The organism is Synechococcus sp. W60.1 (assembly GCF_047461575.1).
GTDB lineage: Bacteria > Cyanobacteriota > Cyanobacteriia > Thermostichales > Thermostichaceae > Thermostichus.
In genome coordinates this window covers 77,147-95,783 of the sequence record NZ_JANSHL010000006.1, presented here as the reverse complement: position 1 = coordinate 95,783, position 18,637 = coordinate 77,147, and the positions used below count along the sequence as shown (strand labels likewise).

At 58.7% G+C, this 18,637-nt stretch carries 21 protein-coding genes; 14 read left to right on the top strand and 7 right to left on the bottom strand.

Annotated elements, in window-relative coordinates; all coding sequences use genetic code 11:
• Positions 1 to 227 precede the first annotated feature (227 nt).
• Positions 228 to 1,694, top strand: coding sequence for a hypothetical protein (locus tag NW805_RS07615; RefSeq protein WP_414422134.1), 1,467 nt, complete (start codon positions 228 to 230; stop codon positions 1,692 to 1,694).
• Here NW805_RS07615 and cbiD read toward each other — a convergent pair.
• Positions 1,691 to 2,803, bottom strand: coding sequence for a cobalt-precorrin-5B (C(1))-methyltransferase CbiD (gene cbiD / locus NW805_RS07610; RefSeq protein WP_414422133.1), 1,113 nt, complete (start codon positions 2,801 to 2,803; stop codon positions 1,691 to 1,693). The two genes, NW805_RS07615 and cbiD, sit on opposite strands and share 4 nt — an antisense overlap.
• A 199-nt stretch (positions 2,804 to 3,002) precedes the next feature.
• Here cbiD and NW805_RS07605 point away from each other — a divergent pair, with 199 nt between their 5' ends.
• Positions 3,003 to 3,356 (top strand): hypothetical protein, encoded by a 354-nt coding sequence (locus tag NW805_RS07605; protein ID WP_414350209.1) that lies wholly within the window; start codon positions 3,003 to 3,005, stop codon positions 3,354 to 3,356.
• A 38-nt stretch (positions 3,357 to 3,394) separates the two neighbouring features.
• On the opposite strand, the gene def is transcribed toward NW805_RS07605, so the two are convergent.
• From def to NW805_RS07585, 4 genes are all read right to left on the bottom strand, one after another.
• The gene (gene def, locus NW805_RS07600) at positions 3,395 to 3,985 is read right to left on the bottom strand and encodes a peptide deformylase (RefSeq protein WP_414350211.1); all 591 of its coding nucleotides are present in this window, start codon (positions 3,983 to 3,985) and stop codon (positions 3,395 to 3,397) included.
• 142 nt (positions 3,986 to 4,127) lie between these two features.
• Positions 4,128 to 4,442 carry a DUF3593 domain-containing protein gene (locus NW805_RS07595; protein ID WP_414422132.1) on the bottom strand — a complete coding sequence of 105 codons (315 nt, stop codon included), beginning with the start codon at positions 4,440 to 4,442 and terminating at the stop codon, positions 4,128 to 4,130.
• A gap of 3 nt (positions 4,443 to 4,445) precedes the next feature.
• On the bottom strand, positions 4,446 to 4,772 hold the full coding sequence (locus tag NW805_RS07590; protein WP_414408724.1) for a DUF2499 domain-containing protein: 327 nt from the start codon (positions 4,770 to 4,772) through the stop codon (positions 4,446 to 4,448).
• The gene (locus tag NW805_RS07585; RefSeq protein ID WP_041437678.1) at positions 4,772 to 4,948 is read right to left on the bottom strand and encodes an NblA/ycf18 family protein; all 177 of its coding nucleotides are present in this window, start codon (positions 4,946 to 4,948) and stop codon (positions 4,772 to 4,774) included. The genes NW805_RS07590 and NW805_RS07585 overlap by 1 nt, the downstream gene beginning before the upstream one ends.
• Positions 4,949 to 5,067: 119 nt before the next feature.
• On the opposite strand from NW805_RS07585, the gene NW805_RS07580 reads away from it, so the two are divergent.
• The 6 genes from NW805_RS07580 to NW805_RS07555 all read left to right on the top strand — a co-directional run bounded on the left by NW805_RS07580 (position 5,068) and on the right by NW805_RS07555 (position 8,445).
• Complete coding sequence (locus NW805_RS07580) at positions 5,068 to 5,256, top strand: hypothetical protein (RefSeq protein WP_414350215.1); 189 nt, start codon at positions 5,068 to 5,070, stop codon at positions 5,254 to 5,256.
• Positions 5,257 to 5,325: 69 nt separating this feature from the next.
• The gene (locus tag NW805_RS07575) at positions 5,326 to 5,577 is read left to right on the top strand and encodes an RNA recognition motif domain-containing protein (protein ID WP_011434316.1); all 252 of its coding nucleotides are present in this window, start codon (positions 5,326 to 5,328) and stop codon (positions 5,575 to 5,577) included.
• A gap of 123 nt (positions 5,578 to 5,700) precedes the next feature.
• Complete coding sequence (locus tag NW805_RS07570; protein WP_414422131.1) at positions 5,701 to 7,005, top strand: metallophosphoesterase family protein; 1,305 nt, start codon at positions 5,701 to 5,703, stop codon at positions 7,003 to 7,005.
• Positions 7,006 to 7,513: 508 nt separating this feature from the next.
• Positions 7,514 to 7,759 (top strand): GlsB/YeaQ/YmgE family stress response membrane protein, encoded by a 246-nt coding sequence (locus NW805_RS07565; protein ID WP_414357675.1) that lies wholly within the window; start codon positions 7,514 to 7,516, stop codon positions 7,757 to 7,759.
• A gap of 70 nt (positions 7,760 to 7,829) precedes the next feature.
• Complete coding sequence (locus NW805_RS07560; protein ID WP_414422130.1) at positions 7,830 to 8,204, top strand: hypothetical protein; 375 nt, start codon at positions 7,830 to 7,832, stop codon at positions 8,202 to 8,204.
• 1 nt (position 8,205) lies between these two features.
• A complete protein-coding gene (locus tag NW805_RS07555; RefSeq protein ID WP_414329398.1) occupies positions 8,206 to 8,445 on the top strand; it encodes a hypothetical protein in 240 nt (79 codons plus the stop codon).
• Positions 8,446 to 8,558: 113 nt separating this feature from the next.
• On the opposite strand, the gene speA is transcribed toward NW805_RS07555, so the two are convergent.
• Entirely contained in the window at positions 8,559 to 10,481 is a 1,923-nt protein-coding gene (gene speA, locus NW805_RS07550; RefSeq protein ID WP_414422129.1) for a biosynthetic arginine decarboxylase, read from the bottom strand.
• A 439-nt stretch (positions 10,482 to 10,920) separates the two neighbouring features.
• Between speA and pstS the strand changes: the two genes are divergently transcribed.
• The 3 genes from pstS to NW805_RS07535 all read left to right on the top strand — a co-directional run bounded on the left by pstS (position 10,921) and on the right by NW805_RS07535 (position 15,331).
• On the top strand, positions 10,921 to 12,021 hold the full coding sequence (gene pstS / locus NW805_RS07545) for a phosphate ABC transporter substrate-binding protein PstS (protein ID WP_414422128.1): 1,101 nt from the start codon (positions 10,921 to 10,923) through the stop codon (positions 12,019 to 12,021).
• Between the two features lie 249 nt (positions 12,022 to 12,270).
• Positions 12,271 to 14,163 carry a molecular chaperone DnaK gene (dnaK, locus tag NW805_RS07540; RefSeq protein ID WP_414408719.1) on the top strand — a complete coding sequence of 631 codons (1,893 nt, stop codon included), beginning with the start codon at positions 12,271 to 12,273 and terminating at the stop codon, positions 14,161 to 14,163.
• 208 nt (positions 14,164 to 14,371) lie between these two features.
• Entirely contained in the window at positions 14,372 to 15,331 is a 960-nt protein-coding gene (locus NW805_RS07535; RefSeq protein ID WP_414382310.1) for a DnaJ C-terminal domain-containing protein, read from the top strand.
• Positions 15,332 to 15,471: 140 nt separating this feature from the next.
• On the opposite strand, the gene NW805_RS07530 is transcribed toward NW805_RS07535, so the two are convergent.
• On the bottom strand, positions 15,472 to 16,371 hold the full coding sequence (locus tag NW805_RS07530) for an RNA methyltransferase (protein WP_414415919.1): 900 nt from the start codon (positions 16,369 to 16,371) through the stop codon (positions 15,472 to 15,474).
• Here NW805_RS07530 and NW805_RS07525 point away from each other — a divergent pair.
• The 3 genes from NW805_RS07525 (at position 16,370) to fabZ (ending at position 18,540) form a co-directional block, all read left to right on the top strand.
• Complete coding sequence (locus tag NW805_RS07525) at positions 16,370 to 16,957, top strand: hypothetical protein (protein WP_414422127.1); 588 nt, start codon at positions 16,370 to 16,372, stop codon at positions 16,955 to 16,957. The two genes, NW805_RS07530 and NW805_RS07525, sit on opposite strands and share 2 nt — an antisense overlap.
• A gap of 14 nt (positions 16,958 to 16,971) precedes the next feature.
• Positions 16,972 to 17,826, top strand: coding sequence for a UDP-3-O-acyl-N-acetylglucosamine deacetylase (lpxC, locus tag NW805_RS07520; protein WP_011434326.1), 855 nt, complete (start codon positions 16,972 to 16,974; stop codon positions 17,824 to 17,826).
• Between the two features lie 213 nt (positions 17,827 to 18,039).
• Complete coding sequence (fabZ, locus tag NW805_RS07515; RefSeq protein WP_414422126.1) at positions 18,040 to 18,540, top strand: 3-hydroxyacyl-ACP dehydratase FabZ; 501 nt, start codon at positions 18,040 to 18,042, stop codon at positions 18,538 to 18,540.
• Positions 18,541 to 18,637: the final 97 nt, after the last annotated feature.

Genomic DNA, 18,637 nt, shown 5'->3' with positions numbered 1-18,637 from the left:
GCGCATTTTTCCCACAACCTGCCGCCAGGTGGCAACATCTTCTCGCGCCTGGGTTTCTCCACTACACTGACTACTGACCTGACACCAAGGGGAATGGGTGTCGGCCCGATATCCTCGGCAAGGTCAGGGTCTGCAGAGACAGTTGCCAAGGTCTCATTTCTTGAAGCCATGGTGCTTGTCTGTGCCAGCTCTTGCCCAAGGCAGTGGGGAGTTTTTCCTGCAACACTATGGCTGACGCAGTTCCCGTTCGGCGCTACGACCTGTTTGTGCAGGCTTCCCGGCTGCTGCAGCGCTACCGGCAGCTCACGCCGGAACTGCGTCCCATAGGGCTGGAGGTGGCCCTGGCCATCCAGTATCACCGCGCTCAGGCCGGATCGGGATCCCTGCTGCCTTGGGTGGGATCCCCCCGCGGATTACCCTTGCAGCAAGTGGCCCAGCGCATTTGCGACCCGTTTTACAGCAAAACCCATCCTCTTTTGCCGACCCTACCCGAAACTGGCGAGCCTTTGGTGTGGCCTCTGTTCAACCAGGGGGAAAACGGTTTGATCCGGCCCCTGGCCCCGAGCAAAGTGGGCGGGAAACTGGCGGAACGGCGCTGGCTCAAAGCCTGCAACAGCCAGGAAGGGATCGGCTGTCATGCCTTGGCGGCCCACCTGTGGCAGGACGAGCGCTTTTTGGCCGAAGACCGGGATCTCTGTCCTTTCCGCCTTTATGATGGGCGCTACCCCTTGAGCGTGGATCAAGGGCGACAGACTTGCGGCTTTGACGATCACCCCTGTGGCTGGCAGCCGGGACACCCCAAAATGTTGCAGGTGGTGGGCAAAGGCAAACAGGCCGAGATCCTGCTCCCCCACTGGACGGATGACATGTGGGCGATGCTTATTCCCTCCCATCGTCCGCTGCCGATTTACCCGCTCTTGGTGATGCTTTACTTTGGCCAAGAAACTTTGCAAAAGGGGCGGAGCAATCTTTCCATAGAGCAATTCCGTCTGGATTTTCAGTTCAGCCAGTCTCAACTGCACCTGTTGTTCGACACCCACCCTGAGCACCCCTTGAATCGACACCTGCTTACCTGGGCTCAGCAGCCAGAGGTGGAGTGGGGATCCACAGAACTCTTGCCCCAGATGCCGCCCCTCCTGCATCAACCTGCTGGGGGCAAGGTGGTTTTGGATCCCGATGAGCCGCCCCAGTTCCGCAGCAGTGGGATCCCTCACAGCGCCGGGACAGACCCGCTGATGGCAGAACGCCGCCGTCGACGTCAGTTGGAGCGCAGCGAGCGCCACAACGAGATCTTGCACCAGTTTCGCCGCTGGTTCCGCCTGGCAGGATTGGAAGTCCGGGAGGATCAGCATACCTTTGACTTTTTGGCCGTGGCGGACGGGCATCTGCTTTTGGCCGAAGTAAAGCTCCTGCACCACAAGGATGCGGCAGAGGCTTTGCAGGAAGTGGTGGGACAGTTGCTCTACTATGAGCGCTTTGCCCTCGGCCCTTGGATCGAGCAGGGCTTTTCCGTCCAGAAGGCCGCCGTTTTCGATGGACCGCCGCCGGATCCCTATGTGCGATTTCTAGAAGACCTGGGCATTGCCACCTACTGGATCAACGAGCAGCAGATGATCGATGGGCCGGAAAACTCTTTACGCCTGCTGCGCCAGATGGGGGTGCGGGTACGACCGGATCCCGAATTGGGGGATTAGGAGAAAGGGATCCCCACCTGGGCGCAGATTTGCCCCTGTCGGTCGAACAACGTCACCGCCAACAGCAGGGATCGACCGGCATACTTTTGCACATAGCCTGTGGCTCGCTCCAGGATTTGGCGAGCCAACTCCTGCATCACGGGTGCTGCCCAGCCAAGGCCATCCAGATGGTGCACCGCTGCCTCTACTGTCCGCAACTCCAGCACTTGCCGTGCCTGTTCTGCCGTTCCCCCACGCCGGATCAGGGCTGCCGCCAGAATTTCCAAGCGGGCATCGGCCACGTGGCTGGAAGTGGTGAAGATCCCCCCTGCCAGCTTGATCAGCTTGCCGTGGTAGCCGATCAAATGAATGGACTCCGCCCCCCGCAGCGCCGCTTCCACTAGCAACGGCCCTATCCAATTGGCTACTCGCAGGATCTGGTCTTCCGGGATCCCTTGCCGCAGCGCCACTTGCTGCCCATGGCTGCCCACGCAAAAGGTCAAATGCTTGTGCTGCTCCAGCTTCTGTTGCAGCTCTTGGCGGGCTCGCTCTAAGCTCTCAACACTTGAGGAAGGCTCCACCTCCGCCCGCGTTCCCAACAGGGCCAGCCCTTCCAGCACCCCAAAAGCGGCATTGGAGGTGCGCTCCGCCAGGAGCTTTCCTTCCGGCAAAATGATGCGCACCCGCAGGCGGCAGCCCTCTGGGATCCCGGGCAAAAGATTGATCTCAAACAAACGGCGGGCATAGGCATAAATGGCCGGGCTGCCATCGGTGCGTCGCCCCAGCCCTTCCCCGGCTTCCAAGATCAAGGGGGGATCCTCGGGATCCCTCTCCTCCAACCTCACCCAAGCCCAGACCGGTGTGTCGCGGGTGAGATCCAGGTGGGGGCCGGGATCCGAGCGGGTAATGGCCAGAGCTGTTGTCTTCTCTAAGGCAGCTACCTGCTCCACTGGGATCCGGATCCAAGCCTCAAGGGACCGGGGCTCAGCCTGCACCGCAATCGCCAAGCGCCCCCCTTCCTTCTCCAAAGGGATCCCCAGAAGGTGGTGAAGAGCAGCTTTGGCCGAAGCAACGGCGAAAACCGGCAAGGTATAGCCCCGCGGTCGGGATCCCTGAACAGCATCCTGCATCTGCAGAGATTTTTGCTTGGGAAATGGGTAACCGGAAAACCAAAATCTCCGGAAAATGCACACCTCAATTGTGGCTTGTGAGAGAACCCAGGAGTTTCGGGGAACACCTCCCGGAAGCAATCGTTAAATGATCTGGGGGAAGAAGAGGGGATCCGAAATTTGCCTTTTTCAATGAAGGTAGTCGAAAACTGGGGCAGCTATGAGCGAAGCAGTGCAGCACTACCTTGAGCGTCTGGAGTCGCAAATACAGGAGCTAAAAGCTGCCATCGAGCGGATGCCCGAGCAGGTGGTGGCTGTTCTCCTGGCTACCCAGGAAGCCAAAAAAAACACCCCCGCCCCCTCCCGTTACAGCGTTCTAATCTCAGACTTGGTGGAAGATGGCAGCCACAACTTCCTGCTGGATGATGAACCCACCGTGGTGAGCAACCGCAGCATGGGGCATGAGCTGGCCCCCGAAGCCCAAATACAGCGCCTGAGTGCCCAGTTAACCGCTGCCTACAACCGCATTGCCGCTCTGGAAGAGCAGCTCTTGGCCCAGCGCTTGCAACACTAAACCAAACCGACAGTCGTCCGGACCGGTCTGGAAAGGCTTCAACGGGGAACAGCAGAGGGCTTGCCTTTGCGTTGCACATCCTGCATCTGGAAGCCGTGTTTGCGCAGCTCTTGATCCAGCACCAGCTCGTTTTCCACGTGATCCACAAACAACACGCCGTTGAGGTGGTCGATTTCGTGCTGGATCACCCGCGCCAGCAAATCGTCCGCTCGAAGGGTGCGGGGCCGCCCCGTTTCATCCTTAAACGAAACCACAATCCCTTCTGGGCGCACGACCTCGCAAAACACCCCCGGAATGCTTAGACAACCCTCCTGCCCGGCAACGGCTTCGCCAATGTACTCCCGGATCTCCGGGTTGATCAGCACCAGCGGTGGCACCTCCGGCTTATCGGGATAAAGATCCACCACAATCATGCGCTTAGGAATGCCAACCTGCGGAGCCGCCAGACCAATCCCATCAAAGCTGTACATGGTCTGCAGCATGTCCCGGGCAAGCTGGCGGATCTCGTCGTTGACCTGGCTGATGCGCTTGGCCGGCTGCCGCAGCACCTTGTCCCCCATGCGATAAATGTGCAGGGGCGGATGCTTCAGCTTCACTTTGGGAACAGCAACAGAAAGGGTAGCCACCATCTGGCAGATCTCACAGAATAACAACAGGTATCAGGCCTGGATCCCTATTCTACATTCAGTCCCAGTTGCGCCGAAACCACTGTTGCCTAACTCTCTTCTCCTTTTTGATTTTGAAGAGGGGGTAGGGACCTGTTTGGGATGATCATGGCTCAGGGTTGCCGTCGCCAGCCTCTGGAAGTCGTTGGGCCTGTTGGTCAATTTCCTGCTTAAAGCCCAAGGCCACCAAAATATTGGAGAGGGTGAGAAAAGCCTCTGCCCCTCCATGCAAGGGATCCACATTGGCCAGGGAAGTGCCGTAGTGCATCTGAGCGTACAGCCCTGCCGGGATGCTGACGGCCACAAAAAGCAACAACAGCCAAAATCCAACCAAAGCCAAACGTGGGATCCGGCGCAGCCGCGACAGAAAGAATAAAAAGACCAAGTAAGGGAACAGAGAGAGGGCAAATAAACTGTTCATCGCCTAGTCGGGATCCCCCTCCTGTGCAGGCTCGTCGGCTCTCTCAGCTCGCCAAATGCGGTAGGCAGCCCAAGCCAGGGTACAGTTGCCCAGCAAGGTCAAGCTGGCCTGTGCAGTGACCACCCAGTCCAACTTGGGGTCGTTGTCAAACCAGTGCCAGGTGATCGCGCACATCGCCCCCGACAAAGCAGGCAGCATCGCCCAGCTCAAACTTCGCCATTCGGGCCGGCCCACTCGCTCCCCAAATTGCCACACGAGAACAACAGCAGCGATCCACTCCAAAACACTGGCAATGTGAATCCACCAGGTGGGAAGCGAAAGGGCGTGCATCAGGCGCTGAGGGAATGACGCAGCAGTTGGCGGTAAGTGGCCTCCTGCAACAGCATTTGCTTGTGCAGTTTGACCAAAATGTCTTTGGCCTGCTCGGGGCTCATGCGAGAAACCAAGGTCTCGAAAGCCCGCTGGCGAAATTGCTGCTCCAAAGAGAGCTCTAGCGTTTCATCCATCATTATCACCTCAGGGTGCTCAGGTAGAGAGGTCTGCAGAGAGTTCCAACAGCGCAGATCTGGCCAGGTAGTGCAAGCAGGATAATACATATCTTAACAAATCGCAACAACGTGACAAGATGCCGGATCTCGACGTGCCGGAAGGGAGCTTGGCCGAGGCGAGGGCAGAGAACCTCAACCCAGTGGCAGAAAAAGTACAGGCCCGTCAAGTTGGACAAAGGTGCATTTTGGATGGGGAAGGGGGAAGATTTTCCGGCAGGGATCCCTTTACATCCTTTCACGTTGTGCGACTTAGCAAGGCTCCATGATAGAAGTGAAGTACTCTGGAGCTTTGTTGCCACCCTTGCTGATTGGTGACTTACTTTGCTTGAATTGCCATGACCATTTTTGTGGGGAACCTAAACTATAAAGCCTCAACAGAAGAACTGAAAGCTTTCTTCCAGCAGAGGTGGAACGTTAAGTCGGTTACAATCCCGATAGACCGAGAGACAGGTCAGACACGAGGCTTCGCGTTTGTGGATCTGGCAACCGAAGCTGAGGAGGACGAAGCCATCGAGAGCGCGAACGGGCAGGAATTCATGGGCCGGCCTCTGCGTTTGGATCGAGCCAGGCCCCGCCGCCAAGCCTAAGCAAAGATTGTTCAACCCTGGGTTTGCCATTCTGGACAACCAAAGGACTCCGTCCCGCTAACGCGAACGGCAAGGTTTATCCCAACAGATGGGAGAGCTGCAAAGTCTCCAAGAGCGCCCAAGATGGTAAGGTTGCTACATCTTTCCGACATTCATCTGGGCAGTGGTCTTGCCTACGGCCACATTAACCCAGCTACCGGCCTGAATACCCGTTTGGAAGATTTTGTAGCTTCTTTGCGCTTGTGCATTGACCATGCTCTCAACCAAGCGGTGGATCTGGTGTTGTTTGGGGGCGATGCTTTCCCCGATGCGACACCCCCCCCTCTCCATCAAGAGCTTTTTGCCCAACAGTTTCGCCGCCTGGCCGATGCAGGGATCCCAACCGTCCTGTTGGTGGGCAACCACGATCAGTACGGGCAGGGACAGGGAGGCAACAGCCTGGCTATCTACCGCGCTTTGGGGGTCTCAGGCTTTATTGTGGGGGACAGACTGGAAACTCATCGGATCGAAACTCGCGGTGGCCCGGTGCAGGTGACCACTTTACCTTGGCTGAGTCGCTCTGCTCTACTCGCCCAACAGGAAAGCTTGGCGCTTGAAGGGGAAATCCTCGCGCATCAGCTCCTGCAGCGCCTCCGCCTAGCCCTAGAAGGGGAGATCCGCACCCTGCAGCCAGGGATCCCGGCGATTTTGTTGGCTCACGTCATGGTGGAGACAGCCCGCTACGGAGCAGAACGCCATCTTTCGGTGGGCAGAGGATTTACGGTGCCCCTTTCGCTGCTGGCTCGGCCTGCCTACCAATATGTTGCCTTGGGGCATGTACACCGTCACCAGGTGCTGTGTCGGGATCCCTTGATGCTCTATCCCGGCAGCATTGAGCGGGTGGATTTTGGCGAAGAAAAAGAGGAAAAAGGCTGTGTGCTGGTGGAAGTCACCCCTACGGGGGCCAGCTATGAATTTTTGCCCCTGCCAACCCGTACCTTTCACACCATTCGCCTAGATCTGAGCGCGGATCCGCCCCAGCAGGTGCAGTCCAAGCTGTTGGCGGCCATCGCCAAGGCCCCCGTGGCCGGCTCCATCCTGCGGTTAATCTACCGCATCCGTCCCGACCAGTTAGACTGCATCGATGAGCGGGCTTTGCACAATGCTCTCGCCTCTGCTTTCAGCTACACCATCGCCCCAGAAGTGGTCAGCCCCAGCCGCATCCGTCTGCCGAGATTGGATCCCAGCCGACTTGAGCCCCTGACGGCTCTGGAGCAGTATCTGGCCGACCGCAGCGATCTGGCCCCCTTGCACAACGATTTGCTGGCCGCGGCCCGTCAGTTGTTGGAGGAATATGTGGATCCTTTACAAGACTGGGCCCCCAACTGGGAGGAGCTGGGATCTTCAAGCCTTGCCCCAGTGGAAGAGGAGCAGTTGCCTTTGTTTTGATTGGTTTTGAGATGCTCTCTTTGTCGCCTCAGGGTTCATAGGGGTGGGGATGGGGGATCCCTGTAGAAGAAATCAGGACAGGAGTGCTCGCCAAAGCTGCGGGCTCCTCAAGTTTCAAGTGATCTGAATCACTTCGAAATGGCAAAAAGCAACACAAACTGGGAATCGGGTTGAAGACGTTGGCAACGACGGCATCAGCTCACTCACAGGGAACTGACTCAGACTGGTAGACCTCACACTGCCAGTCTTTTTTTGTTTGAGGTTTAGGTATTGTGAAGCTGCAGCAAGCAGGGGATCCCTTTCATAATCATTCACAAGATTCTTATCTTTATCTCCATAGAGGTCTGTTATCAAAAGACAAATAACCATCTGTTCTCGGCAAAGGCTACCAATTTGGTAAGTAGCCGTCAAGTGTGCCGAGTGTATAGAAGGTTGGTTCTTGGAGCATTTATTTTCTTGCAACAAGGGGTAATCTGTAGGAACGGCATACCTTGAGGAAGTAGGTTCTATGAACAGCATACTTTGGTTTCTCCTAATCGGAGCCCTAGCAGGTTGGCTGGCAGGAAATATCCGACGCGGCTATGGCTTTGGCTTGATAGGCAACATAATTGTTGGTGTTTGCGGGGCATTTTTTGGAGGATTCCTCTTCGATTTACTTGGCCTGTCGGCTACGGGCCTGTTGGGAAGCTTGTTGATGGCCACGATTGGGGCTTTGGTTTTGTTGGCGTTAATTAGCTTTGTTCGTCGGGCTTGATCTTTAAGATGGCCCGCAAGGGCTTGTGTTTCCGTTGGGATCTTGATCGAACATTTACCGGAGAATTTTTATGAGCATTCGTGTTCTTTCGGCAGCGATGATTGGCTTAGCCATCCCCAGCTTGGGTCTGTTGACAATGCCATCTGCTTCTGCCCAGCACTTGTTTGATTTGGGAGTGCGCCAACTGCAGCCGGGCACCATCATTCCCGTCCAAAGCTTCAAGGGAGAAGAGCCCCAGTACTTCAGCCCCAACAGCACCCACCCACTTACCCTGCGGGTGGCTCAGGACATCTACAACGGCAGCGGCCAATTGGTAATCCCAGCAGGCAGCGAGGTGCGAGGCAGCTTACGACCGACTCAGGGAGGGGCCAGGTTCTTCGGCACAGCTTTGATTGCCAATGGGCGACTTTACTCGGTGCAGATGTCTTCTGATTTGATCCACTGATTTGATCCACACTGAGAAAGACCCGCGCCACTATTCTGCCGAAGCGATTGCTCAAGATGCAGCCATTGGTGCTGTGGGGGGTACGGTGCTGGGCTTGCTCACAGGAGGCGTTTCTGCTTTAGGGGTTATTGGCGGAGCTGGAGCCGGAGTGGCGGTGGGCAATATCACGGCACCTCAAGTCGTGGTGTTGCGCCCTAACCAAACGATTAACTTGGCTTTGGACAGTCCGGTGCGTCTGTGATCGACAAATTTTTGATCTGGTTTTGATTTGGTTTGATCTGGAAGCAAAAAGGATCCCGGTTTTAGGCCGGGATCCCTGTTTGGTTTTAGGGATTTTTTCGAGGAACACCACCTTCAGTGCAAGTAGGTGTAGGCCCGCAGATTGTCTTCAAAGTGCTGCTGCAAGGCGCGGGCTTGATCCAGCGTGATCTGCCCTCGCTGCAGGGCGGTCTCGGTGGCGTGGTGGAGGGTCTCCACCAGATCTTCGCTGTTGTACTGCACCCAGCTCAGCACTTCGCCGATGGTGTCCCCCTTGATGACTTGGGAAACGTGGTAGCCGCCGGGGCGGGAGCGAATATGCACCGCGTTGGTATCGCCAAACAGGTTGTGCAGATCCCCTAGGATCTCCTGGTAGGCACCCCCCAGAAACACCCCCAGTAGGTAGGGATGCCCGTCAGGATCATGCAGCGGCAAAACCGAGGTGATTTGCCCGTCTTCGCCAAAGAAGCGGTTGATCTTGCCGTCGCTGTCGCAGGTCAGATCCGCCAGGGTAGCCCATTGGCGTGGCTCCTCATCCAGACGGTGGATGGGCATGATGGGGAAGACCTGGTCGATGGCCCAGCTATCCGGCAGGGATTGGAACAGGGAGAAATTGCCGTAGTAGATGCTGGCCAGCATCTCGTCCAGATCCAGGAGATCCACTGCCACGGGGTGCCCTGCTTGGTGCTGCTCGTAGGCCAAGGTGCAGATCTTGTCGGAGCAGTTCCAGAACAGCCGCTCCACTTCAGCTCGCTCCTGCAAGCTGAGGGATCCCTCGGTGAACTGACGCAGAGCAGCCTCCTTCAGCTCCTGACAACGGCGGTAATTGACCACCAGAGTATCGGGCTGGATTTGGTAGTAAAGCTGGTTTAGCTTCTGGATCACCTCTGCATCGGAAGTAAGCTGGGTGGGCATGGGGTAGGGGCTGGCGGCGTTGACATCTTGCACGTCAAACACCAGCACCGACTGGTGGGACATCAGGGCGCGTCCGCTTTCGGTCACCAGTACCGGCGGCTGGATCCCGTGGGGTTCTAGGGCGGTGAGCACGGTCTGCACCACGGTGGCGGCGTAGTCCTCCATGCTGTAGCTCTGGGAAAAAGGATTGGGGGACTGGGATCCGTCGTAATCAACCCCCAAGCCGCCGCCGATATCCAGGTAGCCCATGGGGGCCCCCAGCTTGACCAGCTCGATGTAGATTTGGCTGGCCTCCCGCACGGCCCGTCCATGCACGCTCACCATCGAGATCTGGGAGCCGATGTGGTAGTGCAACAGGCGTAGACAATGCAGCTTGCCCGCTTCCCGCAGCCGTTTCACCACTTGCAAAATCTCGGTGGCCGTGAGGCCGAACTTAGCCCGATCCCCAGCCGAGGTGCCCCAGCGTCCACTGCCCTGGGCGGAGAGCTTGGCCCGTACCCCCAAGATGGGGTCAATGCCCAGTTGGTCGGCAGCCTGCAGCGCCAGCTCCAGCTCCTGCAGCCGCTCCAAAACGATGATCGGGGTGCGCCCCAGCCGCTGGGCCAAGAGAGCCGTCTCCATAAAATCCCGGTCTTTGTAGCCGTTGCAGATCAGCAAAGCCCCGGGAGTATCCAGCAAAGCTAGGGCAATCAACAGCTCCGGCTTGGATCCCGCCTCCAGGCCAAAGTGGTAGGCGCGACCGTGCTTCACCACTTCCTCCACCAGGTGGCGCTGCTGGTTCACCTTAACGGGGTAAACCCCCCGATAGACGTTGGGGTAGCCAAAGCGCTGGATGGCCTGCTGAAAGCTCTCGCAAATCCGCCGCATGCGGTCGGCCACGATCTCGGGAAAGCGAATCAACAGAGGCAACTGCAAACCCCGTGCCACCAGATCCATCACCAAGTGGTACAGGTCAATGCCCGGTTCCTGCTGCTGTAGGCCCTGTGGGGTCACCTCCACATGACCGGCGGCGTTGATACGGAAGTAGGGATCCCCCCAACCTGAGATGCGATAGAGCTTTTCGCTGTCTCGCAGTGTCCAGGGAGAACGAGTCAAAGTCGGCATAGTAGTCCCCCAGATACCGAGATGTGAACAGCGCAGGATTTCTGCACAGAATCCACAATATATTGCCCTATTCCAGAATATGTCAAGATTTTTCTGGTGCGGGGGGACTCAGGCCCAAAAACCGCTAAGCCTTGCCAGACAAGGCTTTGGCTTGGGGATCTCTGTGCAACTGCCGCAGAACTCAGCTCGCTCAATCTCTTGTTTGCGCTGTTTTTCTTTGTTTTTCTCTTGAATTCTCCATTTTCTGTCTTTCCTTTCTGGACTTGGGTTGGATCCTGAGTTTTGCTGGGAAGCGTAGCGAGGAATACGGGGATGGCGCAGAGGGAAAAGACAGCCACCTGGGGCAAGTGGACCTACGCAGGGGATCCCACTGGCAACCCTTGACAGGGCCCCGCAGGCAAGACAAGGATCGGGGCGGTGACCTCGGAGAACCTGAACCATGGCTCAACTGCCCCGCTTCCGTCGCCGAGAAGTGTTGCTTTCTTTATTGGCCACCGGCGCTACCTTGAGCGCCTGTCAAAGGGGATCCCGTTCTGACCAACCCAGCGGCAGGGATCCTGTTCCTGCCTCCGGCAGCCAGCCCGCCGACAAAGTTTTGCTGATCAACGGAGCCGGGGCCACCTTTCCGGCTCCTCTTTACTTGCGCTGGTTTTCCGATTACCGCCAGGTGGATCCCAAGGTGGAGATCAACTTCCAACCGGTGGGCAGCGCCGCCGGGATCCGGCAATTTATCGACCAAACGGTGGACTTTGCCGCCAGCGACGTGGCCATGACCGACGCCGAGATCGCCGAGGTGAAGCGGGGTGTGGTCATGATCCCGATGACCGCAGGCAGCATTGCCGTAGGCTACAACCTGCCGGGGATCCCTTCTGGACTCAAGCTGTCTCGACCCGTTTTGGTGAAGATCTTTCGCGGCCAAATCGACCAGTGGCGGGATCCGGAGATCCTGGCCCTGAACCCGGAGCTAACCATTCCCGATCTGCCCATCACCGTCTGCTACCGCTCCGATGGCAGCGGCACCACCGATACCTTTACCCGCCACCTGGCGGCCATCGATCCGGCTTGGGCCTCGGAAGTCGGTGCTGGCATGTCGCTGGAGTGGCCGGTGGGCATTGGGGTGAAAGGCAACGAGGGCATGAGCGCCCAAATGCTTCTCAGCGAAGGGGTGATCGGCTACGTGGAGTCGGTCTATGCCCGCGAGCTGGATCTGTCGGTGGCAGCTCTGGAGAACCGCCGCGGCGAGTTCATTCTCCCCTCCCCGGAAGCCTCGGCCCTGGCCTTGAGCGAAATTGAGCTGCCGGAAAACCTGCGGGCTTTTGTGCCGGATCCCGCTGGCCCTGGAGCGTATCCCATCGTCACCTACACCTGGATCCTGACCTACCGCCGGTACCCGGATCCCGCCATGGCCGCTGCCTTGCAAGCCGTGCTGCGTTGGGCCCTCACCGAAGGGCAATCCCTGGCCAAAACTATGGGTTACCTTCCCCTGGCTGAAACCGTTGTGGCCCGCAGCCTCGAAGCCCTGCAACTCATTCAAAGCTAGGTTCCAAAACCGCACCAATCCCGCTTGCCCGGACACAGCAGGTACGGAGATCCGTAATGGGTCCGCTTTTCAACCCCGAGAAATGGGCGGCATTCTCGCCCTGGCCAAGCGGCTGGGCCGGATAGGATCGACCCAGAAAACGGTTAAGTTACCTGCTGGACTTTCACGGATTGGCTGCCCAAGCTACTTCACACAGGCTGGCGGCGGTAACCGAAGCAATGTACTCAAGAAGAGGAGAATAAGGAGCCGATGGGAAAAGTTGTAGGAATTGACCTGGGCACAACCAACTCGGTTGTCGCCGTAATGGAGGGGGGTGTCCCCACCGTCATCGCCAATGCTGAGGGCACTCGCACCACGCCCTCGGTGGTTGCCTTCACCAAAGATGGAGAGCGCCTGGTGGGCCAGATGGCACGCCGCCAAGCGGTGCTCAACCCGGAAAACACGTTTTACTCGGTTAAGCGGTTCATCGGTCGTAGGTACGATGAGCTGAATGCCGACTCCAAGCGGGTCTCCTACCAGGTACGGCGGGATGAGCGGGGCAATGTCAAGTTATACGCCCCCCGCCTGAACAAGGAATTTGCGCCCGAAGAGATCTCGGCCATGGTGCTGCGCAAGCTGGTGGATGACGCCAGCCGCTACCTGGGCCAGCCAGTCACCCAAGCGGTGATCACGGTTCCTGCTTACTTTAATGACTCGCAGCGGCAGGCCACCAAAGATGCGGGCCGCATTGCCGGTTTGGAAGTGCTGCGCATCATCAACGAGCCGACAGCAGCCTCTTTGGCCTACGGCTTGGACAAGCGCAACAACGAGACCATCCTCGTCTTCGACCTGGGCGGCGGCACCTTCGACGTGTCCATCCTGGAAGTGGGGGATGGTGTTTTCGAGGTGAAATCCACCAGCGGCGATACGCAGTTGGGCGGCGATGACTTCGACAAGAAGATCGTCGATTGGATGGCCGAGCAGTTTAAGCAAATGGAAGGGATCGACCTGCGGCAAGACCGGCAGGCGCTGCAACGGCTAACGGAAGCTGCGGAAAAAGCCAAGATCGAGCTGTCCAGCGTTTCCGAAACCACCATCAACCTGCCCTTCATCACTGCCACTGCCGATGGGCCCAAACACCTGGAGCTGAAGCTCTCCCGCGCTCAATTTGAACACCTCTGTGCCGACCTGCTGGAGCGCTGCAAGGGGCCGGTGGAACAAGCCCTGCGGGATGCCAAGCTCACCAAGGCCGACATCAACGAAGTGGTGCTGGTGGGGGGATCCACCCGCATTCCGGCGGTGCAGCGGCTGGTGAGGGAGCTGCTGGGCAAAGAACCCAACCAAAGTGTCAACCCCGATGAGGTGGTGGCGGTTGGGGCGGCCATCCAAGCGGGTGTGCTGGCGGGCGAAGTCAAAGACGTGCTGCTGCTGGATGTCACCCCCTTGTCCTTGGGGGTGGAAACCTTGGGCGGCGTGGCCACCAAGCTCATCCCGCGCAACACCACCATCCCCACCCGCAAGTCGGAGATCTTCTCCACTGCCGAAGATGGGCAGACCTCTGTGGAAATCCACGTGGTGCAAGGGGAGCGGGAGCTGGCCCGCGACAACAAATCTCTGGGCCGCTTCAAGCTGGACGGGATCCCGCCGGCCCCCCGCGGTGTGCCGCAGATCGAGGTCACCTTCGACATCGACGCCAACGGCATCCTCAAGGTGACGGCCAAAGACAAAGGCAGCGGCAAAGAGCAGAGCATCTCCATCACCGGCGCCTCTACTTTGGATAGCAAAGAGGTGGAGCGCATGATTGCTGAGGCAGAAAAATACGCTGCCGAAGACCGGGCCCGCCGGGAGAAAATTGAGCGCCGCAACAAGGCCGACTCGCTGGCCTACCAAGCCGAGCGGCAGTTGAAGGAGTTGGGCGACAAGATCTCCTCCAGCAAACGCAGCCAAATCGAGACTCTGGTGCGAGAACTGCGGGAGGCCATCCAGCGGGAGGACGACAGCGCCATCCAGAGCAAAGAGCGGGAGCTGCAAGAGGCTCTCTACGCCATGAGCAGCGAGCTGTATCAACAGCCGGGGGCCTCCTCTGGCCCCACTCCCGGCTCAGGGAAAACCTCCGGCGGCAGCGATGATGTGATCGATGCCGACTTCACCGAGAGCAAGTGACTGCTCAGGGATCCCTCCGTGGGCCGCGGGCCCAGGGCGGATCCCGCCCTTACTTGTAGCGCCGATAATGAGGAGGGACGGGATGGGCGATGGCGTCTAGCCCGCCTCCTCATTTTCTTCAGTAGGTCGGAGGGAAGGAGCCCTTGCCGGGGACGCCTAGCCTCGTGGTTTTCTGCCCACTCTCAGCGATTTGCCTGCGGACGCCTCCATGCAAAACTTTAAGGACTACTACAAGATTTTGGGGGTCAGCAAAACGGCCACTGCCGATGAGGTGAAACAAGCCTATCGGCGCCTAGCCCGCAAGTATCACCCAGATGTCAACCCCAACGACAAAGCGGCTGAAGAGAAATTCAAAGACATTAACGAAGCCTACGAAGTTCTCTCGGATCCCAGCAAGCGCAGGCAATACGACCAATTTGGCCAATACTATCAGCAGGGCGGGTTTCGCTCCAGCCGCGATGCCTACACCTACAGCAGCAGCCCCTTCAGCCAAGACTTTGGGGGGAGCGGATTTGGGGGGAGTGGCGTCGATTTCAGCCAATTTGATGATTTTCAAGACTTCATCGATCAACTGCTGGGCCGGGTGCGCAGCCAAACCACAGACCGCAGCAGCGGATTTTCGGGATCCACTGGCAACACCAGTTACGATGCTGAGGCCACCATCCAGATCAGCATTCCAGAAGCTTTTGAGGGGGGCAAGCGTCGCCTGCGGGTGGGCGGGGATCGCGTGCTCGAGGTAAACATCCCGCCGGGAATTACGCCAGGGAAGCGGATTCGCCTGCGCGGCCAAGGCCACCCCAACCCCAACGGCGGTGCCGGTGATCTGTACCTTAAAATTGAGCTGAAAGACCACCCCTTCTATCGCCTAGAGGGATTCGACGTTTACTGCGATCTGCCCATCAGCCCCAGCGAAGCGGTTTTGGGCGCCCAGGTGGAGGTGCCCACCTTGGATGGGGTGGTGAAGCTGCGGATCCCACCTGGCATGCAGCCGGGGCGAAAGTTGCGGCTGGCGGAAAGGGGATTTCCCAAAGGCAACGGAGAACGGGGGGATTTTTACGTGGTGGTGCAGATCCATTTGCCCACCCAGATCTCCGAAGAAGAGCGAGAACTTTACGAAAGGCTGCAGCGGGTTCAATCCTACGATCCCCGCGCCACCCTTAAGCTCTAGCATTGATATTCTCCGATATTCTCCCACGGCCAAAGCCTCAAGATTCTTGACAAGCGCTCCGCGCCGCCTGAAAGCAGGAAGCCGCCCTTCTAGCTTGCTTCCGGTAGCGGTAGGGCGGGGCTGGAGGCCCAGCCTTGGGGTCAAGATGGGGTCCTGCTGGAATCTGGTTGCGTCGGCGGGACGGGAGCTGCATTTGCTTCCAGAGGTTCCTGACGAGAGCATCCCTGGCTCCATTGCAGTTGCCGCAGGATCCCGCGCAACAAGGCCACCTCGGCTACGGTCAGGCCGGCTCGCTGGAACAGGGCGCGAAACTTGAGCATTTTGCGGCGGGCTGTGTGGGGGTGCAGGTAGCCAATTTGCAGCAACAGCGCTTCTAAGTGGTCGAAAAATCCCTCCAGCAGCTCGAAGGGGGCAAGCCTTTGAGGCGAGGGCATAGGAGGAGCAGGGGAAGGGCTCTGGCAGACGAGGGTGTACAGCTCATAGCAACAAATGGCCACGGCTTGGGCCAAGTTTAAAGAGGGATAGGTCGCATCGGTGGGGATCTGGATCTGGCGATGGCAAAGGGCCAGCTCCTCGTTGCTCAAGCCGCGATCTTCGGGGCCAAACACGAGGGCGGCAGGGCCGGCGGCCAGCAGAGCGGGAAAGGCTTGGCGGGGGGACTGAATTTGCCATTCGGGTGGGTAGGTTTGGCTGCGCCCCGTTGTCCCGAAAACCTGCACACACCCTTGCAGGGCTTCGGGCAAAGTTTGCACCTTCCGGGCTTGATGGAGCAGGTCTGCCCCATGCACGGCTGTGGTGATCGCTTCCATATCGAGGGGATCGCATTGGGGATCCACCAGCACCCACTGCCTGAAGCCCATGTTTTTCATCACGCGGGCAATGGCGCCGAGGTTGCGCGGCCCAGCCGGCTGCACCAATACAAGCCGTACCTGCGCCAGTTGTTCAGGGCCAGAGTGGGGTAATATCGGCATCAGGTTGGGATCCCCCAGAGTGCCTAGAGTAGAGAAGAGGAGCTTGATTTTGTCATAGATTGCATCCATGGGATCCGCATACCGTTGTTGGCTGAGCTTGATTTGTCTGGTGTTGGTGGGATGCTGCTGGGGATCCCCGGCGCTGGCTGCCCCTTCATCGCTGGCAGGGCCGGCTCAGGTATCGCCCCAGCTCGTTCGCGATAGCGACTCAGAGCGGTTTTCTCTGGCCGAGGCGCGGCAGCGGCTGGAAGCCATTGCCGAGGTCATGCGCTCGATTCGCCTGTGCAACCGGCCCAACTGCCGCTACCGAGATATCGCTGTGGACGTGTGGCCTGTGGACATATCCATCCCCAATGGTGGTGCCGAGCCGTTCTACGAGGGCAGCATCGACGCCATGATCGACCGTCCTTCCGGCAGCTTGGATAAAGCCCACTACCGGCTGCAGTTTCGCCAGGGGCGCTGGCAGTTGCTGGGGGGCGAAGAGGTGTCCGATGTCTCTTCCTTTTTCTTTGAGGGAGATACCTACGAGGTGTTCAGCGCCTACGGCACCCGCAGCCACAAAGCCAAGTTGGCAGATGCCAGCAGCAACCTGCGCGTGGGCTATCGGGAGCTGTATTACCGCGTTTTCGACCAGGGCCAAGAGCGTTTGCACTAGCGCTGCGGAGCACGATGAGAGGCCGGCAACACACCTTAGCCAGCTCTATTGCCCTAGAAGGCGTTGGCCTGCACACCGGCCTGCCAATTGGCTGCAGTCTGCATCCAGCTCCTGCCGGCAGCGGTCGGGTTTTTGTGCGGGTGGATCAACCGGGATCCCCTGAGATCCCGGCTCGGTTGGGATCCCTGGCCCCTGCCCATCTCTGCACCCTGTTGCAGCAGGGATCCCCCTCTGTTCAAGTGCAGACGGTGGAACACCTGCTGGCCGCCCTTTACATCCTGGGCATTGACAACTGCCGCATCGAGGTGGAGGGGCCGGAGCTGCCGATTCTGGATGGCTCTGCCCTGCCCTTTGTAGAGGCCATTGCCCAGGCCGGGATCCAGGCCCAAGATCAGCCAGCCCTGCTGGGGGTGATCCAAGAACCGGTCACTGTCTGGGCGGGGGAAGCCTTTGTCAGCGCCCTCCCCCATCCTACAGCTCGCTTTACCTATGGCATCGATTTTGCCGATTGCCCGATTGGAGAACAGTGGCTGAGCTGGAGGGAGAACAGGCCGGATTTTGTCCAGTCCATTGCGCCGGCCCGCACCTTCGCCCGCCAGCAGGATGTGGAGCTGGCCCGGGAACGGGGGCTAATCCAGGGGGGCAGCCTGGAAAATGCCATTGTCTGTAGCCAAACCGAGTGGTTGGGGCCATTGCGCTACCCAGATGAGCCGGTGCGCCATAAGCTGATAGATTTACTAGGAGATCTCAGCCTCCTGGGCTGCCGACTGCAGGGGCACATTGTGGCCTACAAGGCGGGCCATGCCCTGCACCACCGTTTGGCCGAGCAGTTGCTCAAGAGTGGATCCCTGCTGATCCATGAAGAGTGAGGGGGAGCAAGGGATCCGGTTGCGTAGCCACAACCCTGCCATCCTCAGTTGCGAGAGCGGTGCGGAGCACTTGTCTTCAAGGGGATCCCCAGGGTGGGATCCGCTTCATTCCCCTCCTTTCCGCAGCTCCCTGGGTGCTCTTTTGGCTGAGTTCTGGCCTGCTTCCTCCCCATCCGGGGTTTCAGTTTTATCTTCTGTCTCCACGGGTTCACCATGGCCTCTGATGTCTCCCCTCCTCCCCGCCTCTCGGCTGAGGCAGCCGCTCAATTGGCAACTGCTCCCCCTGTCTTCACAACGGAGCAGATTTTGGAGATCTTGCCCCATCGCTATCCTTTTTTGCTGGTGGATCGGGTTGTGGAGTATCAACCGGGGCAACGGGCAGTGGGCCTGAAAAACGTCACCTTCAACGAGCCTTTTTTTCAAGGGCATTTCCCCAACCGACCCATCATGCCCGGCGTCCTAATCGTCGAGGCCATGGCCCAGATAGGGGGGATCGTGTTGACCAAGTTGCCGGACGTGGCCGGGCGTTTGGCCCTGTTTGCCGGGATCGATGGCGTTCGCTTTCGCCGCCCGGTACTGCCGGGGGATCAGCTGCTGCTCTCCGCCGATTTGCTCACCATTCGCCAGAGGCGCATTGGCAAGATGTTCTGCCGCGCTCAGGTGGGAGGGCAACTGGTAACCGAGGGGGAGCTGATGTTCTCCCTGGTGGATTGATGGGCCAACAGCGGCCATCCAGGAGGCGCTCCGGTGTGGGTGTTCTCGCAATTGAGATAAAGTGTTGGGATAGAAAGATGGCTCAGGGGCTGCTTGC

Bases quoted from the DNA above. Each gene is read 5' to 3' on its own strand.
- NW805_RS07615 (WP_414422134.1), top strand. From the start codon at position 228: ATGGCTGACGCAGTTCCCGTTCGGCGCTACGACCTGTTTGTGCAGGCT.
- cbiD (WP_414422133.1), bottom strand. From the start codon at position 2,803: ATGCAGGATGCTGTTCAGGGATCCCGACCGCGGGGCTATACCTTGCCG.
- NW805_RS07605 (WP_414350209.1), top strand. From the start codon at position 3,003: ATGAGCGAAGCAGTGCAGCACTACCTTGAGCGTCTGGAGTCGCAAATA.
- def (WP_414350211.1), bottom strand. From the start codon at position 3,985: ATGGTGGCTACCCTTTCTGTTGCTGTTCCCAAAGTGAAGCTGAAGCAT.
- NW805_RS07595 (WP_414422132.1), bottom strand. From the start codon at position 4,442: ATGAACAGTTTATTTGCCCTCTCTCTGTTCCCTTACTTGGTCTTTTTA.
- NW805_RS07590 (WP_414408724.1), bottom strand. From the start codon at position 4,772: ATGCACGCCCTTTCGCTTCCCACCTGGTGGATTCACATTGCCAGTGTT.
- NW805_RS07585 (WP_041437678.1), bottom strand. From the start codon at position 4,948: ATGGATGAAACGCTAGAGCTCTCTTTGGAGCAGCAATTTCGCCAGCGG.
- NW805_RS07580 (WP_414350215.1), top strand. From the start codon at position 5,068: ATGCCGGATCTCGACGTGCCGGAAGGGAGCTTGGCCGAGGCGAGGGCA.
- NW805_RS07575 (WP_011434316.1), top strand. From the start codon at position 5,326: ATGACCATTTTTGTGGGGAACCTAAACTATAAAGCCTCAACAGAAGAA.
- NW805_RS07570 (WP_414422131.1), top strand. From the start codon at position 5,701: ATGGTAAGGTTGCTACATCTTTCCGACATTCATCTGGGCAGTGGTCTT.
- NW805_RS07565 (WP_414357675.1), top strand. From the start codon at position 7,514: ATGAACAGCATACTTTGGTTTCTCCTAATCGGAGCCCTAGCAGGTTGG.
- NW805_RS07560 (WP_414422130.1), top strand. From the start codon at position 7,830: ATGAGCATTCGTGTTCTTTCGGCAGCGATGATTGGCTTAGCCATCCCC.
- speA (WP_414422129.1), bottom strand. From the start codon at position 10,481: ATGCCGACTTTGACTCGTTCTCCCTGGACACTGCGAGACAGCGAAAAG.
- pstS (WP_414422128.1), top strand. From the start codon at position 10,921: ATGGCTCAACTGCCCCGCTTCCGTCGCCGAGAAGTGTTGCTTTCTTTA.
- dnaK (WP_414408719.1), top strand. From the start codon at position 12,271: ATGGGAAAAGTTGTAGGAATTGACCTGGGCACAACCAACTCGGTTGTC.
- NW805_RS07535 (WP_414382310.1), top strand. From the start codon at position 14,372: ATGCAAAACTTTAAGGACTACTACAAGATTTTGGGGGTCAGCAAAACG.
- NW805_RS07525 (WP_414422127.1), top strand. From the start codon at position 16,370: ATGGGATCCGCATACCGTTGTTGGCTGAGCTTGATTTGTCTGGTGTTG.
- NW805_RS07530 (WP_414415919.1), bottom strand. From the start codon at position 16,371: ATGGATGCAATCTATGACAAAATCAAGCTCCTCTTCTCTACTCTAGGC.
- lpxC (WP_011434326.1), top strand. From the start codon at position 16,972: ATGAGAGGCCGGCAACACACCTTAGCCAGCTCTATTGCCCTAGAAGGC.
- fabZ (WP_414422126.1), top strand. From the start codon at position 18,040: ATGGCCTCTGATGTCTCCCCTCCTCCCCGCCTCTCGGCTGAGGCAGCC.